Annotated in this window: 22 protein-coding genes and 1 tRNA gene; 13 read left to right on the top strand and 10 right to left on the bottom strand. The window is 61.5% G+C overall.

The window, feature by feature from the left end; all coding sequences use genetic code 11:
* Positions 1-84 precede the first annotated feature (84 nt).
* Positions 85-342: a hypothetical protein gene (locus ACI7M0_RS01395; RefSeq protein ID WP_003255717.1), complete on the top strand. Its 258-nt coding sequence runs from the start codon at positions 85-87 to the stop codon at positions 340-342.
* A 118-nt stretch (positions 343-460) separates the two neighbouring features.
* On the opposite strand, the gene ACI7M0_RS01390 is transcribed toward ACI7M0_RS01395, so the two are convergent.
* Entirely contained in the window at positions 461-1,567 is a 1,107-nt protein-coding gene (locus tag ACI7M0_RS01390; protein WP_010951663.1) for a GlxA family transcriptional regulator, read from the bottom strand.
* A 502-nt stretch (positions 1,568-2,069) separates the two neighbouring features.
* Positions 2,070-3,446, bottom strand: a complete 1,377-nt coding sequence (locus tag ACI7M0_RS01385; protein ID WP_010951662.1) for an L-serine ammonia-lyase — start codon at positions 3,444-3,446, stop codon at positions 2,070-2,072.
* A 452-nt stretch (positions 3,447-3,898) separates the two neighbouring features.
* Here ACI7M0_RS01385 and ACI7M0_RS01380 point away from each other — a divergent pair, with 452 nt between their 5' ends.
* From ACI7M0_RS01380 to choV, 3 genes are all read left to right on the top strand, one after another.
* Positions 3,899-4,846: a choline ABC transporter substrate-binding protein gene (locus ACI7M0_RS01380; RefSeq protein WP_104960619.1), complete on the top strand. Its 948-nt coding sequence runs from the start codon at positions 3,899-3,901 to the stop codon at positions 4,844-4,846.
* Positions 4,847-4,927: 81 nt separating this feature from the next.
* Positions 4,928-5,776: a choline ABC transporter permease subunit gene (choW, locus tag ACI7M0_RS01375; RefSeq protein WP_172830946.1), complete on the top strand. Its 849-nt coding sequence runs from the start codon at positions 4,928-4,930 to the stop codon at positions 5,774-5,776.
* On the top strand, positions 5,773-6,951 hold the full coding sequence (gene choV, locus ACI7M0_RS01370; protein ID WP_129932072.1) for a choline ABC transporter ATP-binding protein: 1,179 nt from the start codon (positions 5,773-5,775) through the stop codon (positions 6,949-6,951). Before choW ends, choV begins: the two co-directional genes overlap by 4 nt.
* A gap of 171 nt (positions 6,952-7,122) precedes the next feature.
* Here the strand turns inward: choV and hisF are convergent, their stop codons facing one another.
* The 6 genes from hisF to ACI7M0_RS01340 form a co-directional block, all read right to left on the bottom strand.
* On the bottom strand, positions 7,123-7,893 hold the full coding sequence (gene hisF, locus ACI7M0_RS01365; protein ID WP_003255729.1) for an imidazole glycerol phosphate synthase subunit HisF: 771 nt from the start codon (positions 7,891-7,893) through the stop codon (positions 7,123-7,125).
* A gap of 10 nt (positions 7,894-7,903) precedes the next feature.
* Positions 7,904-8,641, bottom strand: coding sequence for a 1-(5-phosphoribosyl)-5-[(5-phosphoribosylamino)methylideneamino]imidazole-4-carboxamide isomerase (gene hisA / locus ACI7M0_RS01360; protein ID WP_003255731.1), 738 nt, complete (start codon positions 8,639-8,641; stop codon positions 7,904-7,906).
* A gap of 27 nt (positions 8,642-8,668) precedes the next feature.
* Positions 8,669-8,929 carry a DUF2164 domain-containing protein gene (locus ACI7M0_RS01355; RefSeq protein WP_003255734.1) on the bottom strand — a complete coding sequence of 87 codons (261 nt, stop codon included), beginning with the start codon at positions 8,927-8,929 and terminating at the stop codon, positions 8,669-8,671.
* Positions 8,930-9,568 (bottom strand): imidazole glycerol phosphate synthase subunit HisH, encoded by a 639-nt coding sequence (gene hisH, locus ACI7M0_RS01350; protein WP_014589369.1) that lies wholly within the window; start codon positions 9,566-9,568, stop codon positions 8,930-8,932.
* Positions 9,569-10,162, bottom strand: coding sequence for an imidazoleglycerol-phosphate dehydratase HisB (hisB, locus tag ACI7M0_RS01345; protein ID WP_003255736.1), 594 nt, complete (start codon positions 10,160-10,162; stop codon positions 9,569-9,571).
* Positions 10,163-10,348: 186 nt separating this feature from the next.
* The gene (locus tag ACI7M0_RS01340; RefSeq protein ID WP_064490891.1) at positions 10,349-12,010 is read right to left on the bottom strand and encodes an OFA family MFS transporter; all 1,662 of its coding nucleotides are present in this window, start codon (positions 12,008-12,010) and stop codon (positions 10,349-10,351) included.
* A gap of 268 nt (positions 12,011-12,278) precedes the next feature.
* Between ACI7M0_RS01340 and ACI7M0_RS01335 the strand changes: the two genes are divergently transcribed.
* The 4 genes from ACI7M0_RS01335 (at position 12,279) to ACI7M0_RS01320 (ending at position 16,024) form a co-directional block, all read left to right on the top strand.
* Positions 12,279-14,525, top strand: coding sequence for an AsmA family protein (locus ACI7M0_RS01335; RefSeq protein ID WP_129932071.1), 2,247 nt, complete (start codon positions 12,279-12,281; stop codon positions 14,523-14,525).
* On the top strand, positions 14,522-15,589 hold the full coding sequence (gene mutY / locus ACI7M0_RS01330; protein ID WP_010951654.1) for an A/G-specific adenine glycosylase: 1,068 nt from the start codon (positions 14,522-14,524) through the stop codon (positions 15,587-15,589). The genes ACI7M0_RS01335 and mutY overlap by 4 nt, the downstream gene beginning before the upstream one ends.
* On the top strand, positions 15,586-15,858 hold the full coding sequence (locus tag ACI7M0_RS01325; RefSeq protein ID WP_003255742.1) for an oxidative damage protection protein: 273 nt from the start codon (positions 15,586-15,588) through the stop codon (positions 15,856-15,858). Before mutY ends, ACI7M0_RS01325 begins: the two co-directional genes overlap by 4 nt.
* Positions 15,859-15,948: 90 nt before the next feature.
* A tRNA-Phe gene (locus ACI7M0_RS01320) sits at positions 15,949-16,024 on the top strand.
* A 187-nt stretch (positions 16,025-16,211) separates the two neighbouring features.
* Here ACI7M0_RS01320 and ACI7M0_RS01315 read toward each other — a convergent pair.
* Positions 16,212-16,439 carry a hypothetical protein gene (locus ACI7M0_RS01315; protein WP_019439077.1) on the bottom strand — a complete coding sequence of 76 codons (228 nt, stop codon included), beginning with the start codon at positions 16,437-16,439 and terminating at the stop codon, positions 16,212-16,214.
* 239 nt (positions 16,440-16,678) lie between these two features.
* On the opposite strand from ACI7M0_RS01315, the gene ACI7M0_RS01310 reads away from it, so the two are divergent.
* The gene (locus tag ACI7M0_RS01310; RefSeq protein WP_014589364.1) at positions 16,679-17,122 is read left to right on the top strand and encodes a hypothetical protein; all 444 of its coding nucleotides are present in this window, start codon (positions 16,679-16,681) and stop codon (positions 17,120-17,122) included.
* A gap of 238 nt (positions 17,123-17,360) precedes the next feature.
* Here ACI7M0_RS01310 and gabP read toward each other — a convergent pair whose 3' ends face one another.
* Positions 17,361-18,746 (bottom strand): GABA permease, encoded by a 1,386-nt coding sequence (gabP, locus tag ACI7M0_RS01305; protein WP_020190016.1) that lies wholly within the window; start codon positions 18,744-18,746, stop codon positions 17,361-17,363.
* A 630-nt stretch (positions 18,747-19,376) separates the two neighbouring features.
* Here gabP and ACI7M0_RS01300 point away from each other — a divergent pair.
* The 4 genes from ACI7M0_RS01300 to ACI7M0_RS01285 are packed head-to-tail and all read left to right on the top strand — an operon-like array spanning position 19,377 to position 22,350.
* Complete coding sequence (locus ACI7M0_RS01300) at positions 19,377-20,150, top strand: ABC transporter ATP-binding protein (RefSeq protein WP_003255746.1); 774 nt, start codon at positions 19,377-19,379, stop codon at positions 20,148-20,150.
* Between the two features lie 11 nt (positions 20,151-20,161).
* Complete coding sequence (locus ACI7M0_RS01295; RefSeq protein WP_021782626.1) at positions 20,162-20,914, top strand: ABC transporter substrate-binding protein; 753 nt, start codon at positions 20,162-20,164, stop codon at positions 20,912-20,914.
* A 54-nt stretch (positions 20,915-20,968) separates the two neighbouring features.
* Entirely contained in the window at positions 20,969-21,661 is a 693-nt protein-coding gene (locus ACI7M0_RS01290; RefSeq protein WP_003255749.1) for an ABC transporter permease, read from the top strand.
* Positions 21,661-22,350 carry an ABC transporter permease gene (locus ACI7M0_RS01285; protein ID WP_014589362.1) on the top strand — a complete coding sequence of 230 codons (690 nt, stop codon included), beginning with the start codon at positions 21,661-21,663 and terminating at the stop codon, positions 22,348-22,350. The genes ACI7M0_RS01290 and ACI7M0_RS01285 overlap by 1 nt, the downstream gene beginning before the upstream one ends.
* The last annotated feature ends 236 nt before the right edge of the window (positions 22,351-22,586 follow it).

Below are 22,586 nucleotides of genomic sequence, written 5' to 3'. Positions count from 1 at the left end.
TGTCCTTGCGAGGCTGTCGCGCACGTCACAGAATCGGTCGTAAATCACAGCAGCACTCTCTTAGCGATAAAAGGGACAACAGCCATGATGCATGCGGATTTGATTGATCAGGACGACCTCGCCGGCCACCTGCGCGCGCGCGGTTTCGATATTCCTGCCGGGGCCAGTGCCGAACAGGCGTGTGAAGCGGTGGTTCGTGGGCTGACCGAGCCCAATGCGCGGGCGCTGAAGGGGATGGTGGAGCAGATGTACACCGGTAGTGCGACGATCCTGCCTGCGGTGCGCCAGGCCATCGACAAGCAACTGTTGCCAGCGTTGGCGCAGTTCAACAAACGCGCGTAATTCTTTTACCCAGGCCCGGCCCCTTCGCGGAACAAGCCCGCCCCCACAGATCACCGCTGGCTCAGTTCAGCGGGTGACCTGTGGGAGCGGGCGTGCCCGCGAAGAGGCCGGCGCGGTATCAGAGCCTTACACTGGCAAATGTCGACTCGTTGCGCGCCTGGCTGAGGGCCGCCATCGGCCCGCTGTGCGGCGACAGGGTCATGGCCTGCGGAATCGGCATCATGGCCACCTGCTGCGCGGTGTTGGAACCCACACGCTCGTCACGCGGCGGAATACCGAAGTACTCGCGATAGCACTTGGAGAAGTGCGGGGTCGACACGAAGCCGCATACCGATGCCACTTCGATGATCGACATCGGCGTCTGCTTCAGCAGCTGCCGCGCACGGATCAGGCGCAACTTCAGGTAGTAGCGCGACGGAGAGCAGTGCAGGTACTTCTGGAACAGGCGCTCCAGCTGGCGTCGCGAAACCGACACATACACCGCCAGTTCGTCCAGGTCGATCGGTTCCTCAAGATTGGCCTCCATCAGCGCGACGATTTCCTGCAACTTCGGCTGGTTGGTGCCAAGCATGTGCTTGAGCGGCACACGCTGGTGGTCCTGCTCGTTGCGAATACGCTCGTAGACGAACATCTCGGAGATCGCCGCCGACAGCTCGCGGCCGTGATCACGGCTGATCAGGTGCAGCATCATGTCCAGCGGCGCGGTGCCACCGGAGCTGGTGAAGCGGTTGCGGTCAAGGGTGAACAGGCGGGTGCTCATGTTCACCCGCGGGAAAGCTTCCTGCATTGCGGCCAGGCATTCCCAGTGCACGCTGCAATCGAAGCCGTCGAGCAGGCCGGCGCAGGCCAGTGCCCAACTGCCGGTGCACACGGCGCCCAGCCTGCGTGACTGACGGGCCTGGGCTTGCAGCCAGGTGACATGTTCACGGGTGACGGAGCGCTGGATGCCAACACCACCACAGACAATCACGGTGTCGATGGGCGGAGCATTGCTGATTGCGGCATCCGGTGTGATTTGCAGGCCATCGCTGGCCCACACCTGGCCGCCATCGATCGTCAGCGTGTGCCAGCGATACAGCTCACGGCCAGACAGCTGGTTGGCCATGCGCAGCGGCTCGACCGCCGATGCCAGGGAAATCAGGGTGAAATTGTCCAATAGAAGAAACCCGATGGACTGGGGTGTTGTGCGGTTCTGGGTTGGATTCCCGGAGGTGTACGACGTCATCGCGATTTCTCCTCACACAAATGCAGGGTGTGCCTCAGGCGGGCACTTACTTCTTGTTATGACCCCTCGGTCATTTTCCGGGGGTAGGCTTGCCAATCTCAACGCAAACGTCGTGCCTAAAATTGAACGGCTATCCAAAAAAACCTGAAAACGACGCCTTTATTGGGCATTTCAAGTGCTTGCATCGTGTTGGCCAGTCGTCCAGAACAGGCGAGCTAGCGCGGTGCCTGTAACGGTTGAGCAGTTTAGTGACACGCGCCGCGTGGGTTTCCCAGAAGCGACACCCTTAAGTGTCACCGACAACGCCTACACTGATCGCGACATCCGACGATCGGTAGGCGGGCCGCCCATCACCGCACCATAAAGAGGCATAGGCGGTTGTGTTGCACCTGCATCAGCCTCAAGGGCCTCTTCGCGGGCAAGCCCGCTCCTACAGGGATTTGCACAGTTCCTGTAGGAGCGGGCTTGCCCGTGAAGAGGCCCAGAAGGTCAGTTCAGGAAATCAGCACTCGATAGCGCTGACCGCCAGGCCGCCGCGCGAGGTCTCTTTGTACTTGTCGTGCATATCGGCGCCGGTATCGCGCATGGTGCGGATGACCTGGTCGAGGGAAATGAAGTGCTCACCATCGCCGCGCAACGCCATCTGCACCGCGTTGATGGCCTTCACCGCAGCAATCGCGTTGCGCTCGATGCAGGGCACTTGCACCAACCCGCCCACCGGGTCGCAGGTCAGGCCAAGGTTGTGTTCCAGGGCAATTTCAGCGGCGTTCTCAACCTGTGGCGGGGTGGCGCCGAGCACTTCGGCAAGCCCCGCTGCGGCCATCGCGCAGGCCGAGCCGACTTCCCCCTGGCAGCCCACTTCGGCACCAGAGATCGAAGCGTTCTTCTTGCACAGGATGCCCACAGCGGCGGCAGCCAGGAAGTAATCGACAACGCTGGACTCATCCACCGCATCGCTGAATCGCATGTAGTAATGCAGCACTGCCGGGATGATGCCCGCCGCGCCGTTGGTAGGCGCGGTCACCATGCGCCCACCGGCGGCGTTTTCTTCATTGACCGCCAAGGCGAACAGGTTGACCCATTCCATGGCACTCATGGTCGAGCCGATCACGTTGGGCTTGCCGATTTCCTGCAGGCTGCGGTGCAGCTTGGCGGCGCGACGGCGCACGTTCAGCCCGCCGGGTAGCGTGCCCTCGTACTTGAGGCCGTTGTTGACGCATTCCTGCATGGCTTCCCAGAGCTTGTGCAGGCCAGCGCGGATGTCTTCCTCGCTGCGCCAGACCTTCTCGTTGGCCATCATCAATTGCGACACGCTGAGGTCGTTTTGCTTGCACAAGCGCAACAGTTCGGCGGCGCTGTTGAAGTCGTACGGCAACACTGTCTGGTCAGCATCCAGCACACCGCTGGCGGCTTGGGCTGCATCGACCACAAAACCGCCGCCCACCGAGTAATAGGTGTCGCGGTGCAACTCGCCCTGCTCGCCTTCGGCAATCAGGGTCATGGCGTTGGGGTGATAGGGCAGGTTCTCGTCCAGCAGCAGCATGTCGCGGGCCCAGACAAACTCGATGGGCAAGCGGCTATCCAGCTGCAGGGTGTTGGTTTCGCGCAGGTCGGCGATACGCGGCACGATCTGGGTCGGGTCAATGGCGTCAGGCCACTCGCCCATCAGGCCCATGATGGTGGCGTTGTCGGTGCCATGGCCGATACCGGTGGCCGACAGCGAGCCATACAGGCGCACTTCGATCCGTTTTACACGCTCCAGCTCACCGCGTTCTCGCAGGCCCTGAACGAACAGGGCGCCAGCACGCATGGGGCCGACGGTGTGGGAGCTGGAGGGCCCGACACCGATCTTGAACAGGTCGAACACGCTGATGGCCATTGTCGAATCACCTCTTGCTGGGCTTGTCTCTGCGCGCCATGCGCAGGGCGGGGTAGCTGCTAGTCTCAAACAGCGGGCCGCCTTGAATGCCAGCATCATCGGGCTTTTACCGCCCACCTCGCCGTCTGCAACCGACGTACTTTTGTCCAGCAGCGCCGCGCTGTTTTCAACCAGGAACTGCGCCCACCGCGCCGTTTTCCAGCGGCCTGGTGACGCAAAAATGCGCGCGAGGGGGTGGAAAAATCCATAAGCGACATCGCCCATACTGGATACGACCCGTTCCGTACTGGATACGACCCCACCAGTAGGCGATTGCCCGGCGCTGGAGGATTATCGAAAGCGACTCGTAAAGCACGGCCACGCATCCTGCCCTCTGCAGGCCTGGTCGACCGGACCCTCAGAAAGCCCGGCGACCCACGCGAACCCGAAGACAATATCTCAGGAGTCCATCCATGAAAGGTTCACCCTCGCTGTTGCTGGTTGCGTTGCTGTCCGCGCCATTGCTGGCCCAAGCAGCCGAACCCGAGCAATGTCAGACTGTACGCTTCTCCGATGTCGGCTGGACCGACATCACAGTCACGACCGCGACCACCAGCGTTGTGCTCGAAGCCCTGGGTTACAAAACCCACACCACCATGATCTCGGTACCGGTGACCTACAAGTCGCTGGCCACCGGCAAGGACCTGGACGTGTTTCTCGGCAACTGGATGCCGACCATGGAGAACGACATCAAGCAGTACCGCGATGCCGGCACGGTAGAAACCGTGCGCGCCAACCTGGAAAACGCCAAGTACACCCTGGCAGTCCCCCAGGCGCTGTACGACAAGGGCCTGAAGGATTTCAGCGACATTGCCAAGTTCAAGAAGGAACTGAACGGCAAGATCTACGGCATCGAGCCGGGTAACGACGGCAACCGCACCATCCAGAGCATGATCGACAAGAACGCCTTTGGCTTGAAGGACGCCGGTTTCAAGATCGTGCAGTCCAGCGAGGCGGGCATGCTGTCGCAGGTTGATCGCGCGCAGAAACGCGGCGAGGCCTTGGTGTTCCTGGGCTGGGAGCCACACCCGATGAACACCCGCTTCAAGATGCAGTACCTGACCGGCGGGGACGAATTCTTCGGCCCCGACTTCGGCAAGGCGACCGTGCTGACAAACACCCGCAAGGGATATACGCAGGAATGCAGCAACGTTGGCCAACTGCTTAAGAACCTGTCGTTCGAGCTCAAGGATGAAAGCACCATGATGGGCTATGTCCTGGACGACAAGATGAAACCCGAAGCCGCCGCCAAGAAATGGATCAAGGACAACCCAGGCAAGCTGGATGCCTGGCTGGCCGGCGTTACCACCGTGGATGGCAAACCTGGCCTGGAGGCGGTCAAGGCCAAGCTTACGCAATAACGAACTACGCAGTAGCGCTACCTCGGGGCAGGACCGTGCCTGCCCCGGGTTGATTTCAATCTATGCAGGTGGAAGCTCGCTATCATGCTTATCGATCAGAAAATACCCCTGGGCCAGTACATCGCGTCGTTCGTCGAATGGCTGACCCAGAACGGCGCGAATTACTTCGACGCCATCGCGCAAGGCCTGGAGTTCATGATCCATGGCGTCACCAGCGCCCTGACTTTCTTCAACCCGTTCGTGCTTATCGCCCTGTTCGCCGCCCTGGCGCATTTCATCCAGCGCAAGTGGGCACTGACCGCATTTGTCGCCCTGTCGTTCCTGCTGATCCTTAACCTTGGTTACTGGCAGGAAACCATGGAGACCCTGGCGCAGGTCACTTTCGCCACGGTGGTATGTGTGGTGATCGGCGTGCCACTGGGCATCCTCGCCGCGCACAAGCCGATGTTCTATACCGCCATGCGCCCGGTGCTCGACCTGATGCAGACGGTGCCCACCTTCGTCTACCTGATCCCTACCCTGACCCTGTTCGGCCTGGGCGTGGTGCCGGGACTGATCTCCACCGTGGTGTTCGCCATTGCCGCGCCCATTCGCCTGACCTACCTGGGCATCTGCGACGTGCCGCAAGAATTGATGGACGCCGGCAAGGCCTTTGGCTGCTCGCGTCGTCAGCTGCTTACCCGTATCGAACTGCCGCACGCGATGCCAAGCATCGCCGCCGGTGTCACTCAATGCATCATGCTGTCGCTGTCGATGGTGGTCATTGCCGCCCTGGTTGGCGCTGATGGCCTGGGCAAACCTGTGGTCAACGCACTGAACACCGCCGATATCTCCCTGGGCTTCGAAGCGGGCCTGGCGATCGTGTTGCTGGCAATCATGCTCGACCGTATCTGCAAGCAACCGGAACTGCCGGTAAGGGGTGAGGCATGAGCATCATTCGTTTCGAAGACGTCGACGTCATCTTCTCCAACAAGCCGCGCGAGGCACTGGCGCTGCTGGACCAAGGCCAGACCCGCGAGCAGATCCTCAAGCAGACCGGCCTGGTGGTGGGTGTCGAAAAGGCCAACCTCGATATCAACAAAGGCGAGATCTGCGTGCTGATGGGCTTGTCCGGCTCGGGCAAGTCGAGCCTGCTGCGCTGCATCAACGGCCTCAACACGGTCAGCCGTGGCAAGTTGTTCGTCGAGCACGAAGGCAAGCACATCGACATTGCCAACTGCTCCGCGGCCGAGCTGAAGATGATGCGCACCAAGCGCATTGCCATGGTGTTCCAGAAGTTTGCCCTGATGCCTTGGCTGACGGTGCGCGAGAACATCAGCTTCGGCCTGGAAATGCAGGGTCGCCCGGAAAAGGAACGGCGCAAGCTGGTCGACGAGAAGCTTGAGCTGGTGGGCCTGACCCAGTGGCGCAACAAGAAGCCGGATGAGCTGTCTGGCGGCATGCAGCAGCGCGTGGGCCTGGCCCGGGCGCTGGCGATGGATGCCGACATCTTGCTGATGGACGAACCGTTCTCGGCCCTGGATCCACTGATCCGCCAGGGCTTGCAAGATGAGCTGCTTGGCCTGCAGGCCAAGCTGAGCAAAACCATCGTGTTCGTCAGCCACGACCTGGACGAGGCGCTGAAACTGGGTACCCGAATCGCGATCATGAAGGACGGTCGGATCATCCAGTACAGCAAGCCGGAGGAGATCGTGCTGAACCCGGCCGACGAATACGTGCGCACCTTCGTCGCCCATACCAACCCGCTGAACGTGCTGTGCGGGCGCAGCCTCATGCGCAGCCTGGACAACTGCAAGCGGGTCAATGGCTCGGTGTGCCTGGACCCAGGTATCGATTCGTGGCTGGACCTTGGCGAAGGCGGCGCGCTCAAGCGTGCACGCCGAGGCCAGAACGGGCTGGACATGCAGAAATGGGCACCGGGGCAAGATGTGGAGCTGCTGGAACGCAGGCCGACCGTGGTGCACGCCGACATCGGCATGCGTGAGGCACTGCAGATTCGTTATCAAACCGGCAACAAGCTGGTGCTGCAGGATAACGACAGGGTGGTGGGGATACTCGGGGATACCGAGCTTTATCACGCGCTGCTCGGCAAGAACCACGGTTGAAGCAATTGGGGCCGCTTCGCGGCCCTTCGCGGGCACGCCCGCTCCCACAGGTTTGGACTGCCCCCAAGAAGTTGGACACCAATCCAACTCTTGGGGGCAGTCCAGGTTGCTGAGATCTCTGTGGGAGCGGGCGTGCCCGCGAAGGGCTGCAAAGCAGCCCCGATCAATGGATCAGCGAACGACAATCCCGCGCGAAGCCATGTAGGCCTTGGCCTCCGGCACTGTGTACTCGCCAAAGTGGAAGATGCTGGCCGCCAGCACCGCGCTGGCATGCCCTTCCAGAATGCCGTCTGCCAGGTGCTGCAGGTTACCCACACCCCCCGAGGCAATCACCGGAATCCCCAGCGCATCACTGATAGCGCGGGTAACGCCCAGGTCGAAGCCGTTCTTCATGCCGTCCTGGTCCATGCTGGTCAGCAGGATCTCGCCAGCGCCCAGGCCTTCCATCTTCTTCGCCCACTCGACTGCATCCAGCCCGGTCGGCTTGCGCCCGCCGTGAGTGAAAATCTCCCAGCGCGGCGCTTCACCTGGCCCGGACACCTTCTTGGCATCGATGGCGACAACGATGCACTGCGAACCGAAACGGTCCGCCGCCTCACCGACAAACTCTGGGTTGAACACCGCGGCGGTGTTGATCGAGACCTTGTCGGCACCGGCGTTGAGCAGGTTGCGGATGTCCTGCACGGTCCGCACGCCACCCCCTACCGTCAGCGGGATGAACACCTGACTGGCCATGCGCTCGACGGTATGCAGCGTGGTGTCGCGCCCATCGACGCTGGCGGTGATGTCGAGAAAGGTGATTTCGTCGGCACCTTGCTCGTCGTAGCGACGGGCGATTTCCACCGGGTCGCCGGCATCACGGATGTTCTCGAACTTGACGCCCTTGACCACCCGGCCGTTGTCCACGTCCAGGCAAGGGATAATGCGCTTGGCCAGTGCCATGGTTCAGTCCTCAGCCTTGGTAGTTGTCACAGAAGGCCTGGGCCTCAGCGACATCCAGGGTGCCTTCGTAGATGGCACGGCCGGTGATGGCGCCGATGATGCCCGGGGCCTTGGCGTCCAGCAGGGCCTTGATGTCACCCAGGTTGTGAATGCCGCCCGAGGCGATCACCGGGATACGGGTGGCTTCAGCCAGTGCCTTGGTGAAGGGCACGTTGCAGCCCTGCATCATGCCGTCCTTGGCGATGTCGGTGTAGACGATCGCCGAGACGCCATCGGCCTCGAAACGCTTGGCCAGGTCGATGACCTGCACCGAGCTCACTTCGGCCCAACCGTCGGTGGCGACGAAACCGTCCTTGGCGTCCAGGCCGACGATGACCTTGCCCGGGAAGGCTTTGCACGCTTCAGCGACGAACTCGGGCTGCTTGACGGCCTTGGTGCCGATGATCACGTAGCTGACGCCAGCCTTGACGTAGTGTTCGATGGTTTCCAGCGAACGGATACCGCCGCCGATCTGGATCGGCAGGTTCGGGTAGCGCTTGGCGATGGCGGTAACCACTTCACCATTGACCGGCTGGCCTTCGAAGGCGCCGTTGAGGTCGACCAGGTGCAGGCGGCGGCAGCCACCTTCGACCCACTTGGCGGCCATGCTCACGGGGTCGTCGGAAAATACCGTAGAGTCTTCCATGCGGCCCTGGCGCAGGCGCACGCAAGCACCGTCCTTCAGATCGATAGCGGGGATAATCAGCATCTTGGGAACCTGTCTATTTGTTGGGTTTCAGGGCTTCTCGAGTGCCCACAGGTCGCTTTCGATGCTCTCGAACCGCTCCTTGAGGTGCAGCTGAACATCGGCAATCGCCCTGTTGTAGTAATGGGGTGCAATCTCTTTGCTGAACAGCTCGAGGACCTCGGCCACCTCGAACGACCCCAGCTGCAGCTCGAAGCGGTCTTCGAGGAAGCGCTTCAAGGTGTCGAGCGCTTCGCGCTCCTGCTCGGGGGCCAGGGTGATGGTCGGGGCCTTGGTCTTCGACCTGCTCATTTACCAGCGCCCGTCCCAGGCGATGAAGTTCTGCAGCAGCTGCAGGCCATGGGTATGGCTCTTCTCCGGGTGGAACTGCACGGCAAAACGCGAACCGTCGGCCAGCGCTGCGGCAAAGTCGACGCCATAGTGACCGCGACCCACCACCTGGCCCGGCTTGCCGGCATTGATGTAGTAGCTGTGCACGAAGTAGAAACGTGCGCGGTCAGGGATGTCGTGCCACAGCGGGTGGTCGATGGTCTGGCTGACTTCGTTCCAGCCCATGTGCGGCACCTTCAGGTGCTCGCCCTCTTCTTGCAGGTCTTTGCCGAAAAAGCGCACCTGGCCAGGGAACAGGCCAATGCAGTCGACGCCGGTGTTTTCCTCACTGTGCTCGAGCAGCGCCTGCATACCGACGCAGATGCCGAGGAACGGGCGGTCCTGGCTGACTTCGCGCACCAGGCTGTCGAAGCCCAGGCGGCGGATCTCGGCCATGCAGTCGCGAATCGCGCCCACGCCCGGGAACACCACACGGTCGGCCTCGCGGATCACTGAGGCATCGCTGGTAACCAGCACTTTACCGGCACCTACGTGCTCAAGCGCCTTGGCCACCGAGTGCAGGTTACCCATGCCATAGTCGATTACGGCTACCGTTTGCATTTACAGGCACCCTTTGGTGGAAGGCATCTGCCCGGCCATACGCTCGTCGAGGGTGATGGCCATGCGCAGTGCGCGGCCGAAAGCCTTGAATACGGTTTCGATCTGGTGGTGGGTGTTGTGGCCACGCAGGTTGTCGATATGCAGGGTTACCAGGGCGTGGTTGACGAAGCCCTGGAAAAACTCCTGGAACAGGTCGACATCGAAGCCGCCAACGCTTGCACGGGTATACGGCACGTGCATCTGCAGGCCTGGGCGGCCAGAGAAGTCGATGACCACGCGTGACAGCGCTTCGTCCAGCGGCACGTAGGCGTGGCCGTAGCGGAAGATACCTTTCTTGTCACCGATAGCTTGGGCGAATGCCATGCCCAGGGTGATGCCGACGTCTTCGACGGTATGGTGATCGTCGATATGCGTGTCACCCTTGCACTCGATATCCAGATCGATCAACCCATGGCGGGCGATCTGGTCCAGCATGTGTTCAAGGAAGGGCACACCGATATCGAATCGGGCCTTGCCACTGCCATCGAGGTTGATCGAGCACTTGACCTGGGTTTCCAGGGTATTGCGCTCGACGGAAGCCTTACGTTCAACCATCACCAGCTCCGCAAAATCATTGGGCGAAAAGGGTTTCATTATAGGCCCAGAACGCGCCAGCTTGAAACGCGGATGACATATGGCAAAGCCAGGTTTTACGCGGGCTGGATGCCGCTACAGGTCTATACAACCACAACGACCCGCTCCTGCATCTGCGAAAGGGGCGCAGCGCGCCCCCCCTGCTGATCAATGGAACAGCACAGCAGTCTTCTGCAAGGTCACCCAGACACCCCAGGCCAACGGCACGACCACCACCGCCCAGGCCAGCAGCACCAGTGGCAGGCTGCCTGGCGCCGCTTTCCACTCCAGCGACCGCGCCCCATCGGCGCCCTTGTCATGGCTCAACGCCCGCTCGGCCGCCAGTTCGGCATCACTCATGAAGTGCTTGTCGGCCACCGGGCGCACCAGCATGTTGCAGATAAAGCCCAGCACCAGCAGACCCGCGAGGATGTACAAGGTCATGTCATAAGCCGCCGCCCGCTCCACGCCCGCTGCCAGTTGATACTCGCGCAGGTAGGTGATCAGCACCGGCCCCAGCACCCCCGCTGCCGCCCAGGCGGTCAGCAGGCGGCCATGGATGGCACCCACCATCTGCGTGCCGAACAGGTCGGCCAGGTAGGCCGGCACGGTTGCAAAACCACCGCCATACATCGACAGGATGATGCAGAACGCTGCCACGAAAAGCGCCACGTTGCCCAGGTGACCCATGTTAGGCACCAGGCTGTACAAGCCCACGCCCAAGGCGAAGAAGGCAAAGTAGGTGTTCTTGCGGCCGATGTAATCGGAGAACGATGCCCAGAAGAACCGGCCACCAATGTTGAACAGGCTCAGCAGGCCGGTAAAGCCGGCGGCGATCGCGGCAATCTGCGCCAGCTGCGCAGTGCTCAGCTGGCTGAAGGTCAGTTCGTTGCCCAGTAATTTACCGGCGAACACTTCCTGCAGCAGCGGTGACGCCATGCCCAAAATGCCGATGCCCGCCGACACGTTCAGGCACAGCACCAGCCAGATCAGCGCGAACTGCGGGGTCTTCCAGGCCACACTGACGTGCACATGACGGTCGGTGACCATGGCGTTACCGGCATTCTTCAACGGCGCAGCCCAGCCCTCAGGCTTCCAGCCGGTCGGTGGTACGCGATACGCCAGGGCGCCAGCGGTCATGAACACAAAGTAGATTGCCGCCATGGCGACAAAACTCTGCCATACGCCAACCTCGTGCTCATTGCCAAAATGCCCCATAAGCGCGGTGGCCAGCGGCGCCCCGACCATGGCCCCGCCGCCGAAGCCCATGATCGCCATACCGGTGGCCATGCCGCGTTTGTCCGGGAACCACTTGATCAAGGTCGACACGGGTGAGATGTAGCCCAGGCCCAGACCGATACCGCCAATCACGCCCGAGCCAAGCCACATCAGCCACAGCTGATGGGTTTTCACACCTATCGCCGAAAGCAGCATGCCACCGCACCAGCACAAGGCCGACACCAGGCCAGCCTTGCGCGGGCCGGCGTGCTCCAGCCAGCCGCCCAGCACCGCCGCCGAGCAGCCGAGGAAGACGAAGAACAGGGTATAGATCCAGCTCAGCATCGAGATTGGCCAGTCGCATTCGGCGCTGAACATCCGGGCCATGAAGCCCATGTCTGCCGCACAGGCGACGGGGGCGGTGATCCCCAGGGCTTGCGACAAAGGCAGCCAGAATACCGAGAAGCCGTAGGCCATACCGATGCACAGGTGAATGGCCAGGGCAGCTGGCGGGACCAGCCAGCGGTTGAAGCCCGGGCGGGCGATTATGCGTTCCTTCGACAGGAAGCCTGGCTCACTGGCCGAGCTTCCCGTCGCGACGGTACTGGTCATGAATCTGATCCTTGTTATAGGGAGGGTGCTCGCAAAGCGGCGCAAGGGTAGCAGCATCAAGCAGCATGAAAGCAATCTGCCATCGTTCATTTTTGCCTGACTGAAACGGTCATGTTCCCGGCAAAAGCTCAATATTAGGCTGTCGAAAGCCATACTCTCTGATACAGGCGTAGGAATTTCCTACATCTCTAGTCGTACAAGCGGGGGTAACCGCGACAGCGTTATACTCTGCCGCCTGAACTCACTAACGGACTAAAAGGACTCGCCCATGAAAGCGTTCGGCAAAATCCTGGGACTGGGGCTTCTCGGGTTACTGCTGATCATCGTGGCGCTGGGCTTCGCCCTGACCCACCTCTTTGATCCCAACGACTACAAAGACGAGATTCGCCAGCTGGCACGCGACAAGGCGCACGTCGAACTGACCCTCAACGGTGACATCGGCTGGAGCCTGTTCCCGTGGCTGGGCCTGGAGCTGCACGAAGCCAGCATCGCCACCTTGAACAAATCCAAGGAACCGTTCGCTGACCTGCAGATGCTTGGCCTTTCGGTCCGTGTGCTGCCGCTGCTGCGCCGCGAAGTGCAAATGAGCGACGTACGTGTCGAGGGCCTGAACCTGACCCTGGCGCGTGACGAACAGGGCCATGGCAACTGGGAGGACATCGGCAAGCCGCTGCCCGCGCAGAATGGCGCAAGCACCGATGCATCCGCACAGGCACCTGCCGAGCAGACGCCTGCGACCACCAACAGCAACGACCGCGCCATCAAGCTGGACATCGACAGCCTGACCGTGAACAACGCCCGCGTGCAGTACACCGATGCCAAGACCGGCCACAGCTACAGCGCCGAAAGCATCCAGCTGAGCACCGGCCCGATCCATGAAGGCGCAAACATTGCGCTCAAGGCCAGCGCCTTCATCAGCGCCAGCCAACCGAGCATCAAGGCCCGTACCGAGCTGGCCGGCGAATTGCGCTTCGACCGCAAGCTCAAGCGCTACAACTTCGAAGACATGCGCCTGTCGGGCGAGACCTCGGGTGAGCCTACCGGCGGCAAGACCGTGACCTTCGCCGCCCAAGGCCAACTGCTGGTCGACCTGGCCGCCAATGTCGCCTCATGGAACGGCCTGAAAGTCTCGGCCAACCAACTGCGCGCCCTCGGTGAGCTGAACGTGCGTGATCTGGACAAAGCACCCCAGCTGAGCGGCGGCCTGTCCATCGCCCAGTTCAACCTGCGCGCCTTCCTTGAAAGCATTGGCCACCCGCTGCCGGCCACCAACGACCCGGCCGCCTTCGCCAAGCTGGAGCTGGTGACTCGCCTGCAGGGCACGCCCAGCAGCCTGGCCCTGGAAGACCTGGCAGTGAAGCTGGACGACAGCACCTTCAGCGGCCGCGTGGCCGTCGAAGATTTCGCCAAACAAGCCCTGCGCCTGCAGCTTAAGGGCGACACCTTCGACGCCGACCGCTACCTGCCGGCCAAGAGCGAAGAAGCCAAGGGCGCCACCGCTGCGCGCCAGGCCGAGGTCAAGCAACAAGAGGCCAGCGCCGTAGCCGGTGCCGGCACCACACCACTGCCCAACGCCCCAACACAAGTGGCATGGAGCGACGACAAGCTGCTGCCGGTCGACCGTCTGCGCGCCCTCGACCTGCAGGCCGACCTGGCCTTCGGCTCGTTGACCCTGGACAAGCTGCCGATCGAGAGCGCCCAGCTCAAGGCCGTTGGCCAAGGCGGCCTGCTGACCCTGCAAACCCTGCGCGGAGAGCTGTACAACGGCACCTTCGAAGCCAAGGGCACGGTCGACGTGCGCCCTGCCGTGCCACAGCTGGGTGTGAACACCAATATCCAGCGGGTGCCGGTGGAACACTTCATCAAGACCGAAGGCAAGGAACAGACGCCGCCGGTCAAGGGCCTGCTGACCCTGACCAGCGATCTGACAGCCACTGGTAACAGCCAGAAAGCACTGGTCGACACCCTGAACGGCAGCGCAAACTTCGCCATCAACGATGGCGTGCTGGTCAATGCCAACCTGGAACAGCAGTTGTGCCAAGCCATCGCCACGCTCAATCGCAAGACGCTGAGCAGCGAACCACGCGGCAAGGACACCCCGTTCCAGGAGCTGCGCGGCAGCCTGGTGGTACGCAATGGCGTCGCCAGCAACCCGGACCTCAAGGCGCGTATCCCGGGCCTGACCGTCAATGGCCATGGTGACCTTGACCTGCGCGTGCTGGGCATGGACTACAACATCGGCATAGTCGTCGAAGGCGACCAGCGTGCCATGCCGGACCCGGCCTGCCAGGTCAACGAACGTTATGTGGGTGTTGAAGTCCCCCTGCGCTGCCGTGGTCCGCTGGAACTTGGCGCAAAGGCCTGCCGCCTCGACCAGAACGGCCTGGGCAAGGTTGCCGCCAAGCTGGCCGGCAACCGCCTGAAAGACAAGATCGATGAAAAACTTGACGAAAAACTTGGAGACAAAGTGAGCCCGGAACTGAAAGACGCGCTCAAGGGGCTGTTCAACCGATGAGCCCCGAGCAGTTCTCCAGCGCAGTGCTGGACTGGTATGACGAGCACGGCCGGCACGACCTGCCCTGGCAACAGGGCATCACGCCGTACCGGGTGTGGGTGTCGGAAATCATGTTGCAACAGACCCAGGTCAGCACCGTGCTCAACTACTTCGACCGCTTCATGCAGGCCCTGCCAACCGTGCAAGCCCTGGCCGAAGCACCGGAGGACGAAGTGCTGCACCTGTGGACGGGCCTGGGCTACTACACCCGCGCACGCAACCTGCAAAAGGCCGCCAAGGTCGTCGTCGAGCAACATGGCGGCGAATTCCCGCGCAGTGTCGAGCAGCTTACCGAGCTGCCCGGCATTGGCCGCTCCACTGCCGGCGCCATCGCCAGCATCAGCATGGGCATCCGCGCGCCGATCCTCGACGGCAACGTCAAGCGCGTGCTGGCACGCTACACCGCCCAGGCCGGCTACCCTGGCGAACCCAAGGTTGCCAACCAGCTATGGGCCACCGCCGAGCGCTTTACCCCGCAACAACGCGCCAACCACTACACCCAGGCGATGATGGACATGGGCGCCACGCTGTGTACGCGCAGCAAGCCCAGTTGCCTGATCTGCCCGTTGCAGCGCGGCTGCGAAGCGCACCTGCACGGCGAAGAAACCCGCTACCCCGAGCCCAAACCGCGCAAGGCGCTGCCGCAACGGCGCACACTGATGCCACTGCTGGCCAACCACGAAGGTGCCATCCTGCTTTACCGCCGCCCTTCCAGCGGCCTTTGGGGGGGCTTGTGGAGCCTGCCGGAACTGGACGACATCGCCCAGCTCGACGACCTGGCCTACCAGCACGGCCTGCGCCTGGCTGGCCGCCACGCCATGGACGGCCTGACCCATACCTTCAGCCACTTCCAGCTGGCGATCGAGCCCTGGCTCGTGCACGTCGACCCGGTCGGCGAGCACGTGGCCGAGGCCGACTGGCTCTGGTATAACCTCGCCACCCCGCCGCGCCTGGGCCTCGCCGCCCCGGTGAAAAAGCTGCTTGAACGCGCGGCCGACGAACTGATCGCAGGAGACGCCCGATGACCCGCACCGTGATGTGCCGCAAATACCAAGAAGAACTGCCAGGCCTGGAACGCCCGCCCTATCCCGGAGCCAAGGGCCAGGACATCTTCGAACACATCTCGCAGAAAGCCTGGGCCGACTGGCAGAAGCACCAGACCATGCTGATCAACGAGAAGCGCCTGAACATGATGAACGCCGAGGACCGCAAATTCCTCCAGGCTGAGATGGACAAGTTTTTCGCCGGCGAAGAATACGCCCAGGCCGAAGGCTACGTTCCACCGGCCGAATGACCCCAAAAATCGTAAGCGACGGAATTAATTTAAAATTTTTTCAAAAAGTCGTTGACGAGCGGTCCGGAAATCTATTTAATTCACCTCGTCGCCCAGATAGCTCAGTCGGTAGAGCAGAGGATTGAAAATCCTCGTGTCGGCGGTTCGACTCCGTCTCTGGGCACCACCTTCAAGCTTCTGGTGGTTGCAAAGTTACCCGAAGCGACAACAAGAAACCCGCCTAGTGCGGGTTTTTTGTTGTCTGTGATTTTTAACTTCAGGCGGCTTCGAAGAACACCAGATTTCACAACGCAACCTGAAGGCTCGCCATGCAATCGAGAAACCCGCAGCCTAAGCAGACTGCGGGCCAACCCTTACTCGTCCGACATGGAACGAAGATGATTGAATGCGTCCTCGGTCATGTGCCCCATGTAGGAGATGCTGTGCAACTGAAGGTGGCCGTGTTGCTTGCCTTTTTCGATAATGGCGGCGATGTCAGCCTTTGTAATCCTTTGCTCGTCGCAACCGGCGAAACCGGTTGGATAGTAAACCCTGCCATCGTCCGTGTAGCCGTACAGGGTGACCAGATAAAAGTGCTTCATGACTCCTCCTTTGTAGCGCAAACGTGCGCATCACTCACAGACGCCGAATTGGCGCAGTGACAGGCTGCCAGCCAGCATGGCTGGCAGCAGGAGAGAAGCTACGCAGGGCCCACGGTCCGCATAATCTGGATATGTATCCCACAGACATCTCAAGCTGCAGCGCCCAGGCGCGCTGCTTGGGTTTATCGGGCAATTGCGCTTCAATACGCGCACTTTCAGACTCACCCAAGGATTTCCCCATGGCCACCCCTACCAAGCAACAGAAACGCGCCAAGCGCGCCGCCAGCAAGGCCAAGCAGAACCGCATGGTACGCAGCGGCCAAGCGGTCAAGGCCAGTGCCGGCGACAGCGCCAGCGTCGAGCAGGTGTACAACAAGGCCATGGAGTCGGGCAGCTACGACGCGATGTTCAACAAGATGAAGGAAGCCCAGGAAGGCGGCCTGGTGCCAATGATCTCGGTGTTCCTGGTGGACCCGCTGCTCGCCCTGGTGCTCAAGGGGCACAAGGAAGAACACGCCACCGACTACATCGTGCTGGTGTTCAACGCCTACCGCAAATGGCTGGACGGCGCTGACGAAGAGACCACCATGGCCTGGCTGGAGAGTGATGAGTTCCAGGACGCCTATATCGCCGCTTCCGAACTGGTGGCCAAGCAGCAGCAACAGCAGAAGCAGTTCGGCTGACAGGGCCATATAACCTGTTGCGCCCCCTGTAGGAGCGGGTTTACCCGCGAATACGATGGCGGCTGCAACGGTGATTAGCCAAGGAAATTGGCCTGCAGCCCCGGCCCTTTCGCGGGTAAACCCGCGCCTACGGGCCTGTGGTGAACCTGCGGGCTTGCCCGCAAAAGGGCCATCACAGGCCACAAAAAAAGGCCGCACCTTTCACAAGGTGCGGCCTTTTCATTTCAGCCAGCGCCGATCAGCTGTCCAGCGCCGCCCGCCCGGCAGCCTCGCGCTTGCGGTGCACCAGCAAGCCAGCCGCCACCACACCAATACTCAGCAACGCAGTCGCAATGATCTCCGCACGGTGATCCTCACGCAGCGCCATGACCACCAGAATGGCAACGATGAAGGCAATGGTCGCCCAGGTCAGGCCCGGGAACAGCCACATCTTGAAGGTGATCTTCTCGCCGCGGGCTTCACGCTGGGCGCGCATGCGCAGCTGCGAAACGGCAATCACCAGGTACACCAGCAGCGCGATGGCGCCAGAGCTGGCCAGCAGGAACTCAAACACCTGGGCCGGTGCCACGAAGTTGGCGAACACGCAAAGGAATGCCGCTGCGGTGGACAGCAGTACCGCCACGTGCGGGGTCGCCGCCTTGGTGGTGCGCTGAGCGATGGCCGGAGCATCACCACGCTTGCTCAGCGAGAACAACATGCGCGAAGAAGTGTACAGCGCCGAGTTCAGGCAGCTGGTCACGGCAATCAGCACGACAATGTCGACGATCAGCTTGGCATTCGGCACACCGATACGGCTCAGCACGGTCTGGTAGGAGCCCGTCTCGGCCAGGGCCGGGTCGTTCCACGGCACGAGGGCCACGACCAGGAAGATCGACACCAGGTAGAACAGGCAGATACGCCAGATTACCGAGTTGGTGGCACGGCTGATCTGCTTGCCCGGGTCCTTCGACTCGGCAGCGGCGATGGTGACGATTTCGGTACCCATGAACGAGAACATGGTGGTCAGCATGGCTGCCAGCACTGCGCCCAGGCCGTTGGGCATGAAGCCCTGGGTATCGAACAGGTGGCTGGCACCGCTCACCTGGCTGCTCGGTACAAAGCCGAACAAAGCAGCACAGCCCACGGCGATGAAGCCGATGATCGCCAGCACTTTGAGCAGGGCAAACCAGAACTCGAACTCACCGTAGTTCTTCACACTGCACAGGTTGGTAAGTGTCAGTGCCAAGGTAATGACGAGGGAGAACGCCCACAGGTCAACCGCCGGGAACCAGGCATGCAGAATGGCTGCGGCGGCGTTGGCCTCCAGCGGAATCACCAGCACCCAGAACCACCAGTACAGCCAGCCAATGGTGAAACCGGCCCAGCGCCCGATGGCGCGGTCGGCATACGTAGAGAACGAACCGGTGTCAGGCGAGGCGACTGCCATTTCACCCAACATACGCATCACCAGCACGACCAGCGTACCGGCGGCAGCGTAAGCCAGCAGCACGGCAGGGCCGGCAGCTGCGATGGCGTGGCCGGAGCCTACGAACAGGCCGGCACCGATGACGCCAGCGATGGACAGCATGGTCACATGCCGTTGTTTGAGCCCCTGAGCGAGGTCATTGGAATTGTTACCGCTCATTGAAACTACCTTTGTAAGGAGTGGACCACGCCGACTGCGGGTACAGAGCGCGCCAGGGTTGACCTAGGCGTCGCTGCAATCGGCGGTTTCCAACTGGCAATAAGCGCGCCATATGACGAATACACTCGTCAGAAAATTCTGCAGGCCTTTTAGGATGCGGCCTGGAGGGCTTTCGGCCATTGCATGACCGAAAGGACCTCAAATCAGCGGATTACTGAAATACCCACTTACAAATGCACCAAAGGTGCTCCTCGGTAACACCTGTGCACCACTGCAATGCCAAAAAGTGCAACCCATGGGTACAACCTTGTGACATCAACATAGCATTCGTGGGTGAACCCGTTTGCACTGGCAAAAGGTCGGGTTTACCCCTCCAATGGGTCAAAACAGCTTCCATGAGCCGGCCAAAGCTGGCACCATCGCGCCTTTTTTCATCAAGGCTCTGGTGCTGGGCGACACCTTCGCGGACATCTGCGCGACGTTACGCTGTAGCGATGCGACAAACTGCCCCACCAGCGCCCCCAGTCCCCGGCGACCCTGTTGGCCGTCATAATGCCGCTATGCTAGCTTGGCGCACGCCAGGAAGGCCGCCAACAGCTGGGAACGCACCCGAACACATGAGGACCGCACATGGCTCAGGCCACGCCCGCGCTGGAAATCCGCAATTTGCACAAACGCTACGGCGAGCAGGAAATTCTAAAGGGCATTTCGCTGACCGCTCGCGACGGTGACGTGATCTCCATCCTGGGGTCGTCCGGCTCCGGCAAGTCCACCCTGCTGCGCTGCATCAACCTGCTCGAGAACCCCCACCAGGGCGAAATCCTGGTCGCCGGCGAAGCCCTCAAGCTCAAGGCCGCCAAGAATGGCGACCTGATCGCAGCCGACAACCGCCAGATCAATCGCCTGCGCAGCGAAATCGGCTTTGTCTTCCAGAATTTCAACCTGTGGCCGCACATGTCGATCCTCGACAACATCATCGAGGCGCCACGCCGCGTGCTCGGCCAAAGCAAGGCCGAGGCCATCGAAGCCGCCGAAGCGCTGCTGAACAAGGTCGGCATCTACGACAAACGCCACAGCTACCCCGCCCAGCTTTCCGGTGGCCAGCAACAGCGCGCCGCCATTGCCCGTACCCTGGCCATGAAGCCCAAGGTCATCCTGTTCGACGAGCCCACTTCGGCCCTCGATCCGGAAATGGTCCAGGAAGTGCTTAACGTTATCCGCGCATTGGCCGAAGAAGGCCGTACCATGCTGCTGGTGACGCACGAGATGAGCTTTGCCCGCCATGTGTCCAGTGAAGTCGTCTTCCTGCACCAGGGCCTGGTCGAAGAGCAGGGATCGCCGCAGCAGGTCTTCGAAAACCCGACCTCGGCGCGTTGCAAGCAATTCATGTCCAGCCACCGCTAACGGAGCAATACATGCACACCTACAAGAAGTTTCTCCTGGCAGCTGCTGCCACGCTGGTGATGTCGGCAAACGCCATGGCCGCAGAAAAACTGCGCATGGGCATCGAAGCCGCCTACCCACCGTTCAACAACAAGGATGCCAGCGGTAACGTGGTTGGCTTCGACAAAGACATTGGCGACGCCCTGTGCGCCAAGATGAAAGTCGAGTGCTCGGTCGTTACCTCCGACTGGGACGGCATCATCCCGGCCCTGAACGCCAAGAAGTTCGACTTCCTGGTGTCGTCGCTGTCGATCACCGACGAACGCAAGCAGGCTGTGGACTTCACCGATCCGTACTACTCCAACAAGCTGCAGTTCATCGCGCCGAAAAACGTCGACTTCAAGACCGACAAAGCGTCGCTCAAGGGCAAGGTCATCGGCACCCAGCGCGCCACCCTGGCCGGCACCTACCTTGAAGACAACTACCCGGATGTCGATATCAAACTCTACGACACCCAGGAAAACGCCTACCTTGACCTGGTTTCCGGTCGTATCGACGGCATCCTGGCCGACAAGTACGTGCAGTACGAGTGGCTGAAAAGCAAAGACGGCTCGAACTTCGAGTTCAAGGGCGAGCCGGTGATGGACAGCGACAAGATCGGCATTGCCGTGCGCAAAGGTGACACCAAGCTGCGCGACGACCTGAACAAAGCCCTGGCAGAAATCAAAGCCGACGGTACGTACAAGAAAATCAACGACAAGTACTTCCCGTTCAGCATCGAATGATCCGCCCTGACCGGCGCGCCCTTGCGGCGCGCCAGTCCCTAATATGACCTGCCCATGAATATCGACCTGCACGGATTCGGTCCGGCCATGATGGCCGGCACCCTGATGACCGTAAAACTGGCGCTTTGCGCCTTGCTGCTGGGGCTGGTCCTGGGCCTGCTCGGCGCCCTGGCCAAGACCTCCCCGCTCAAGCCGCTGCAATGGCTTGGCGGCTTCTACTCGACCCTGGTTCGCGGCGTGCCCGAACTGCTGTGGGTGCTGCTTATCTATTTCGGCACCGTCGGGCTCATGAACAGCCTCGGCGAAGCCCTGAACATGCCCGGCCTTGAGCTAAGCGCCTTCGCCGCGGGCGTGATCGCCCTGGGCCTGTGCTTTGGCGCCTACGCCACCGAAGTGTTCCGTGGCGCCATCCTCGCAATCCCCAAGGGCCACCGCGAAGCCGGCCTGGCGCTGGGCCTGTCCAAGGGCCGCATCCTCTCGCGGATCATCCTGCCGCAGATGTGGCGCATCGCCCTGCCCGGCCTTGGCAACCTGTTCATGATCCTGATGAAGGACACCGCCCTGGTATCGGTAATCGGCCTTGAAGAAATCATGCGTCATTCGCAGATCGGCGTGACCGTGACCAAAGAGCCGTTCACCTTCTACATGGTCGCGGCCTGCATCTACCTGGGCCTGACCGTGCTTGCCATGACCGGTATGCATTTCATGGAAAAACGCGCCGCTCGCGGCTTTGCGAGGGCTGAATAATGAATTGGGAAGTCATCTTCAAATGGCTGCCACGCCTGGCCGAGGGTGCGGTCCTGACCCTGGAGCTGGTGGCCATTGCCGTGGTTGCCGGGTTGATCCTGGCCATCCCGCTGGGCATTGCACGTTCCTCGCGCCACTGGTACGTGCGCGCAGTGCCGTTCAGCTACATCTTCTTCTTCCGTGGCACGCCGCTGCTGGTGCAGTTGTTCCTGGTCTATTACGGCCTGGCGCAGTTCGATGCGGTGCGCTCCAGTTCGCTGTGGCCGTACCTGCGCGATCCGTTCTGGTGCACGGTGCTGACCATGACCCTGCACACCGCCGCGTACATTGCCGAGATTCTACGCGGCGCACTGCAGTCGATCCCCAAAGGTGAGATCGAAGCGGCCCGGGCGCTGGGCATGTCGCGGGGCAAGGCGCTGTTCTACATCATGCTGCCACGCGCTGCGCGCATCGGCCTGCCGGCGTACAGCAACGAAGTGATCCTGATGCTCAAGGCCAGTGCCCTGGCCAGTACCGTGACCCTGCTGGAGCTGACCGGCATGGCCCGTACCATCATCGCCCGCACCTACCTGCCGGTGGAAATCTTCTTCGCCGCAGGCGTGTTCTACCTGGTGATCTCGTTCATGCTGGTGCAAGGCTTCAAGCTGCTGGAGCGCTGGTTGCGCGTGGATGCCTGCCAAGGCCGCTGACATCTCCTAGCCTTCTTCGCGGGCACGCCCGCTCCTATGTATGGACTCGCCCACACTGTCTAGCTGCTTTTTTGAACATAGGAACCCGGTTGCATCTATGTATCAGGCCTGTTCGAGGAAGCTTTTTGCTTCTGGCCAACATCGTGGTGAGCTCGCAGTGTGCCGTTTACATTGAGGCCACTATCAGGCCTGTAGGAGCGGAGGCATCGGTCTGCGACGGTCTTACCTAGGGTCAA

Origin of the sequence: Pseudomonas sp. 10(2024), from assembly GCF_045164175.1 — a bacterium.
GTDB classification, from domain to species: domain Bacteria; phylum Pseudomonadota; class Gammaproteobacteria; order Pseudomonadales; family Pseudomonadaceae; genus Aquipseudomonas; species Aquipseudomonas alloputida.
Note: the sequence above shows the minus strand (reverse complement) of the source record. Positions and strands in the feature narration are given on the sequence as shown.

What these genes read in the sequence shown, in the direction of transcription:
- hisF (WP_003255729.1), bottom strand. Translation starts at nt 7,893, where the DNA reads ATGGCACTGGCCAAGCGCATTATCCCTTGCCTGGACGTGGACAACGGC.
- ACI7M0_RS01385 (WP_010951662.1), bottom strand. Translation starts at nt 3,446, where the DNA reads ATGGCCATCAGCGTGTTCGACCTGTTCAAGATCGGTGTCGGGCCCTCC.
- ACI7M0_RS01300 (WP_003255746.1), top strand. Translation starts at nt 19,377, where the DNA reads ATGGCTCAGGCCACGCCCGCGCTGGAAATCCGCAATTTGCACAAACGC.
- ACI7M0_RS01380 (WP_104960619.1), top strand. Translation starts at nt 3,899, where the DNA reads ATGAAAGGTTCACCCTCGCTGTTGCTGGTTGCGTTGCTGTCCGCGCCA.
- hisB (WP_003255736.1), bottom strand. Translation starts at nt 10,162, where the DNA reads ATGGTTGAACGTAAGGCTTCCGTCGAGCGCAATACCCTGGAAACCCAG.
- ACI7M0_RS01325 (WP_003255742.1), top strand. Translation starts at nt 15,586, where the DNA reads ATGACCCGCACCGTGATGTGCCGCAAATACCAAGAAGAACTGCCAGGC.
- ACI7M0_RS01395 (WP_003255717.1), top strand. Translation starts at nt 85, where the DNA reads ATGATGCATGCGGATTTGATTGATCAGGACGACCTCGCCGGCCACCTG.
- ACI7M0_RS01340 (WP_064490891.1), bottom strand. Translation starts at nt 12,010, where the DNA reads ATGACCAGTACCGTCGCGACGGGAAGCTCGGCCAGTGAGCCAGGCTTC.
- ACI7M0_RS01390 (WP_010951663.1), bottom strand. Translation starts at nt 1,567, where the DNA reads ATGACGTCGTACACCTCCGGGAATCCAACCCAGAACCGCACAACACCC.
- ACI7M0_RS01285 (WP_014589362.1), top strand. Translation starts at nt 21,661, where the DNA reads ATGAATTGGGAAGTCATCTTCAAATGGCTGCCACGCCTGGCCGAGGGT.
- ACI7M0_RS01310 (WP_014589364.1), top strand. Translation starts at nt 16,679, where the DNA reads ATGGCCACCCCTACCAAGCAACAGAAACGCGCCAAGCGCGCCGCCAGC.
- hisA (WP_003255731.1), bottom strand. Translation starts at nt 8,641, where the DNA reads ATGCTGATTATCCCCGCTATCGATCTGAAGGACGGTGCTTGCGTGCGC.
- gabP (WP_020190016.1), bottom strand. Translation starts at nt 18,746, where the DNA reads ATGAGCGGTAACAATTCCAATGACCTCGCTCAGGGGCTCAAACAACGG.
- choV (WP_129932072.1), top strand. Translation starts at nt 5,773, where the DNA reads ATGAGCATCATTCGTTTCGAAGACGTCGACGTCATCTTCTCCAACAAG.
- ACI7M0_RS01295 (WP_021782626.1), top strand. Translation starts at nt 20,162, where the DNA reads ATGCACACCTACAAGAAGTTTCTCCTGGCAGCTGCTGCCACGCTGGTG.
- ACI7M0_RS01335 (WP_129932071.1), top strand. Translation starts at nt 12,279, where the DNA reads ATGAAAGCGTTCGGCAAAATCCTGGGACTGGGGCTTCTCGGGTTACTG.
- ACI7M0_RS01290 (WP_003255749.1), top strand. Translation starts at nt 20,969, where the DNA reads ATGAATATCGACCTGCACGGATTCGGTCCGGCCATGATGGCCGGCACC.
- mutY (WP_010951654.1), top strand. Translation starts at nt 14,522, where the DNA reads ATGAGCCCCGAGCAGTTCTCCAGCGCAGTGCTGGACTGGTATGACGAG.
- ACI7M0_RS01315 (WP_019439077.1), bottom strand. Translation starts at nt 16,439, where the DNA reads ATGAAGCACTTTTATCTGGTCACCCTGTACGGCTACACGGACGATGGC.
- ACI7M0_RS01355 (WP_003255734.1), bottom strand. Translation starts at nt 8,929, where the DNA reads ATGAGCAGGTCGAAGACCAAGGCCCCGACCATCACCCTGGCCCCCGAG.
- hisH (WP_014589369.1), bottom strand. Translation starts at nt 9,568, where the DNA reads ATGCAAACGGTAGCCGTAATCGACTATGGCATGGGTAACCTGCACTCG.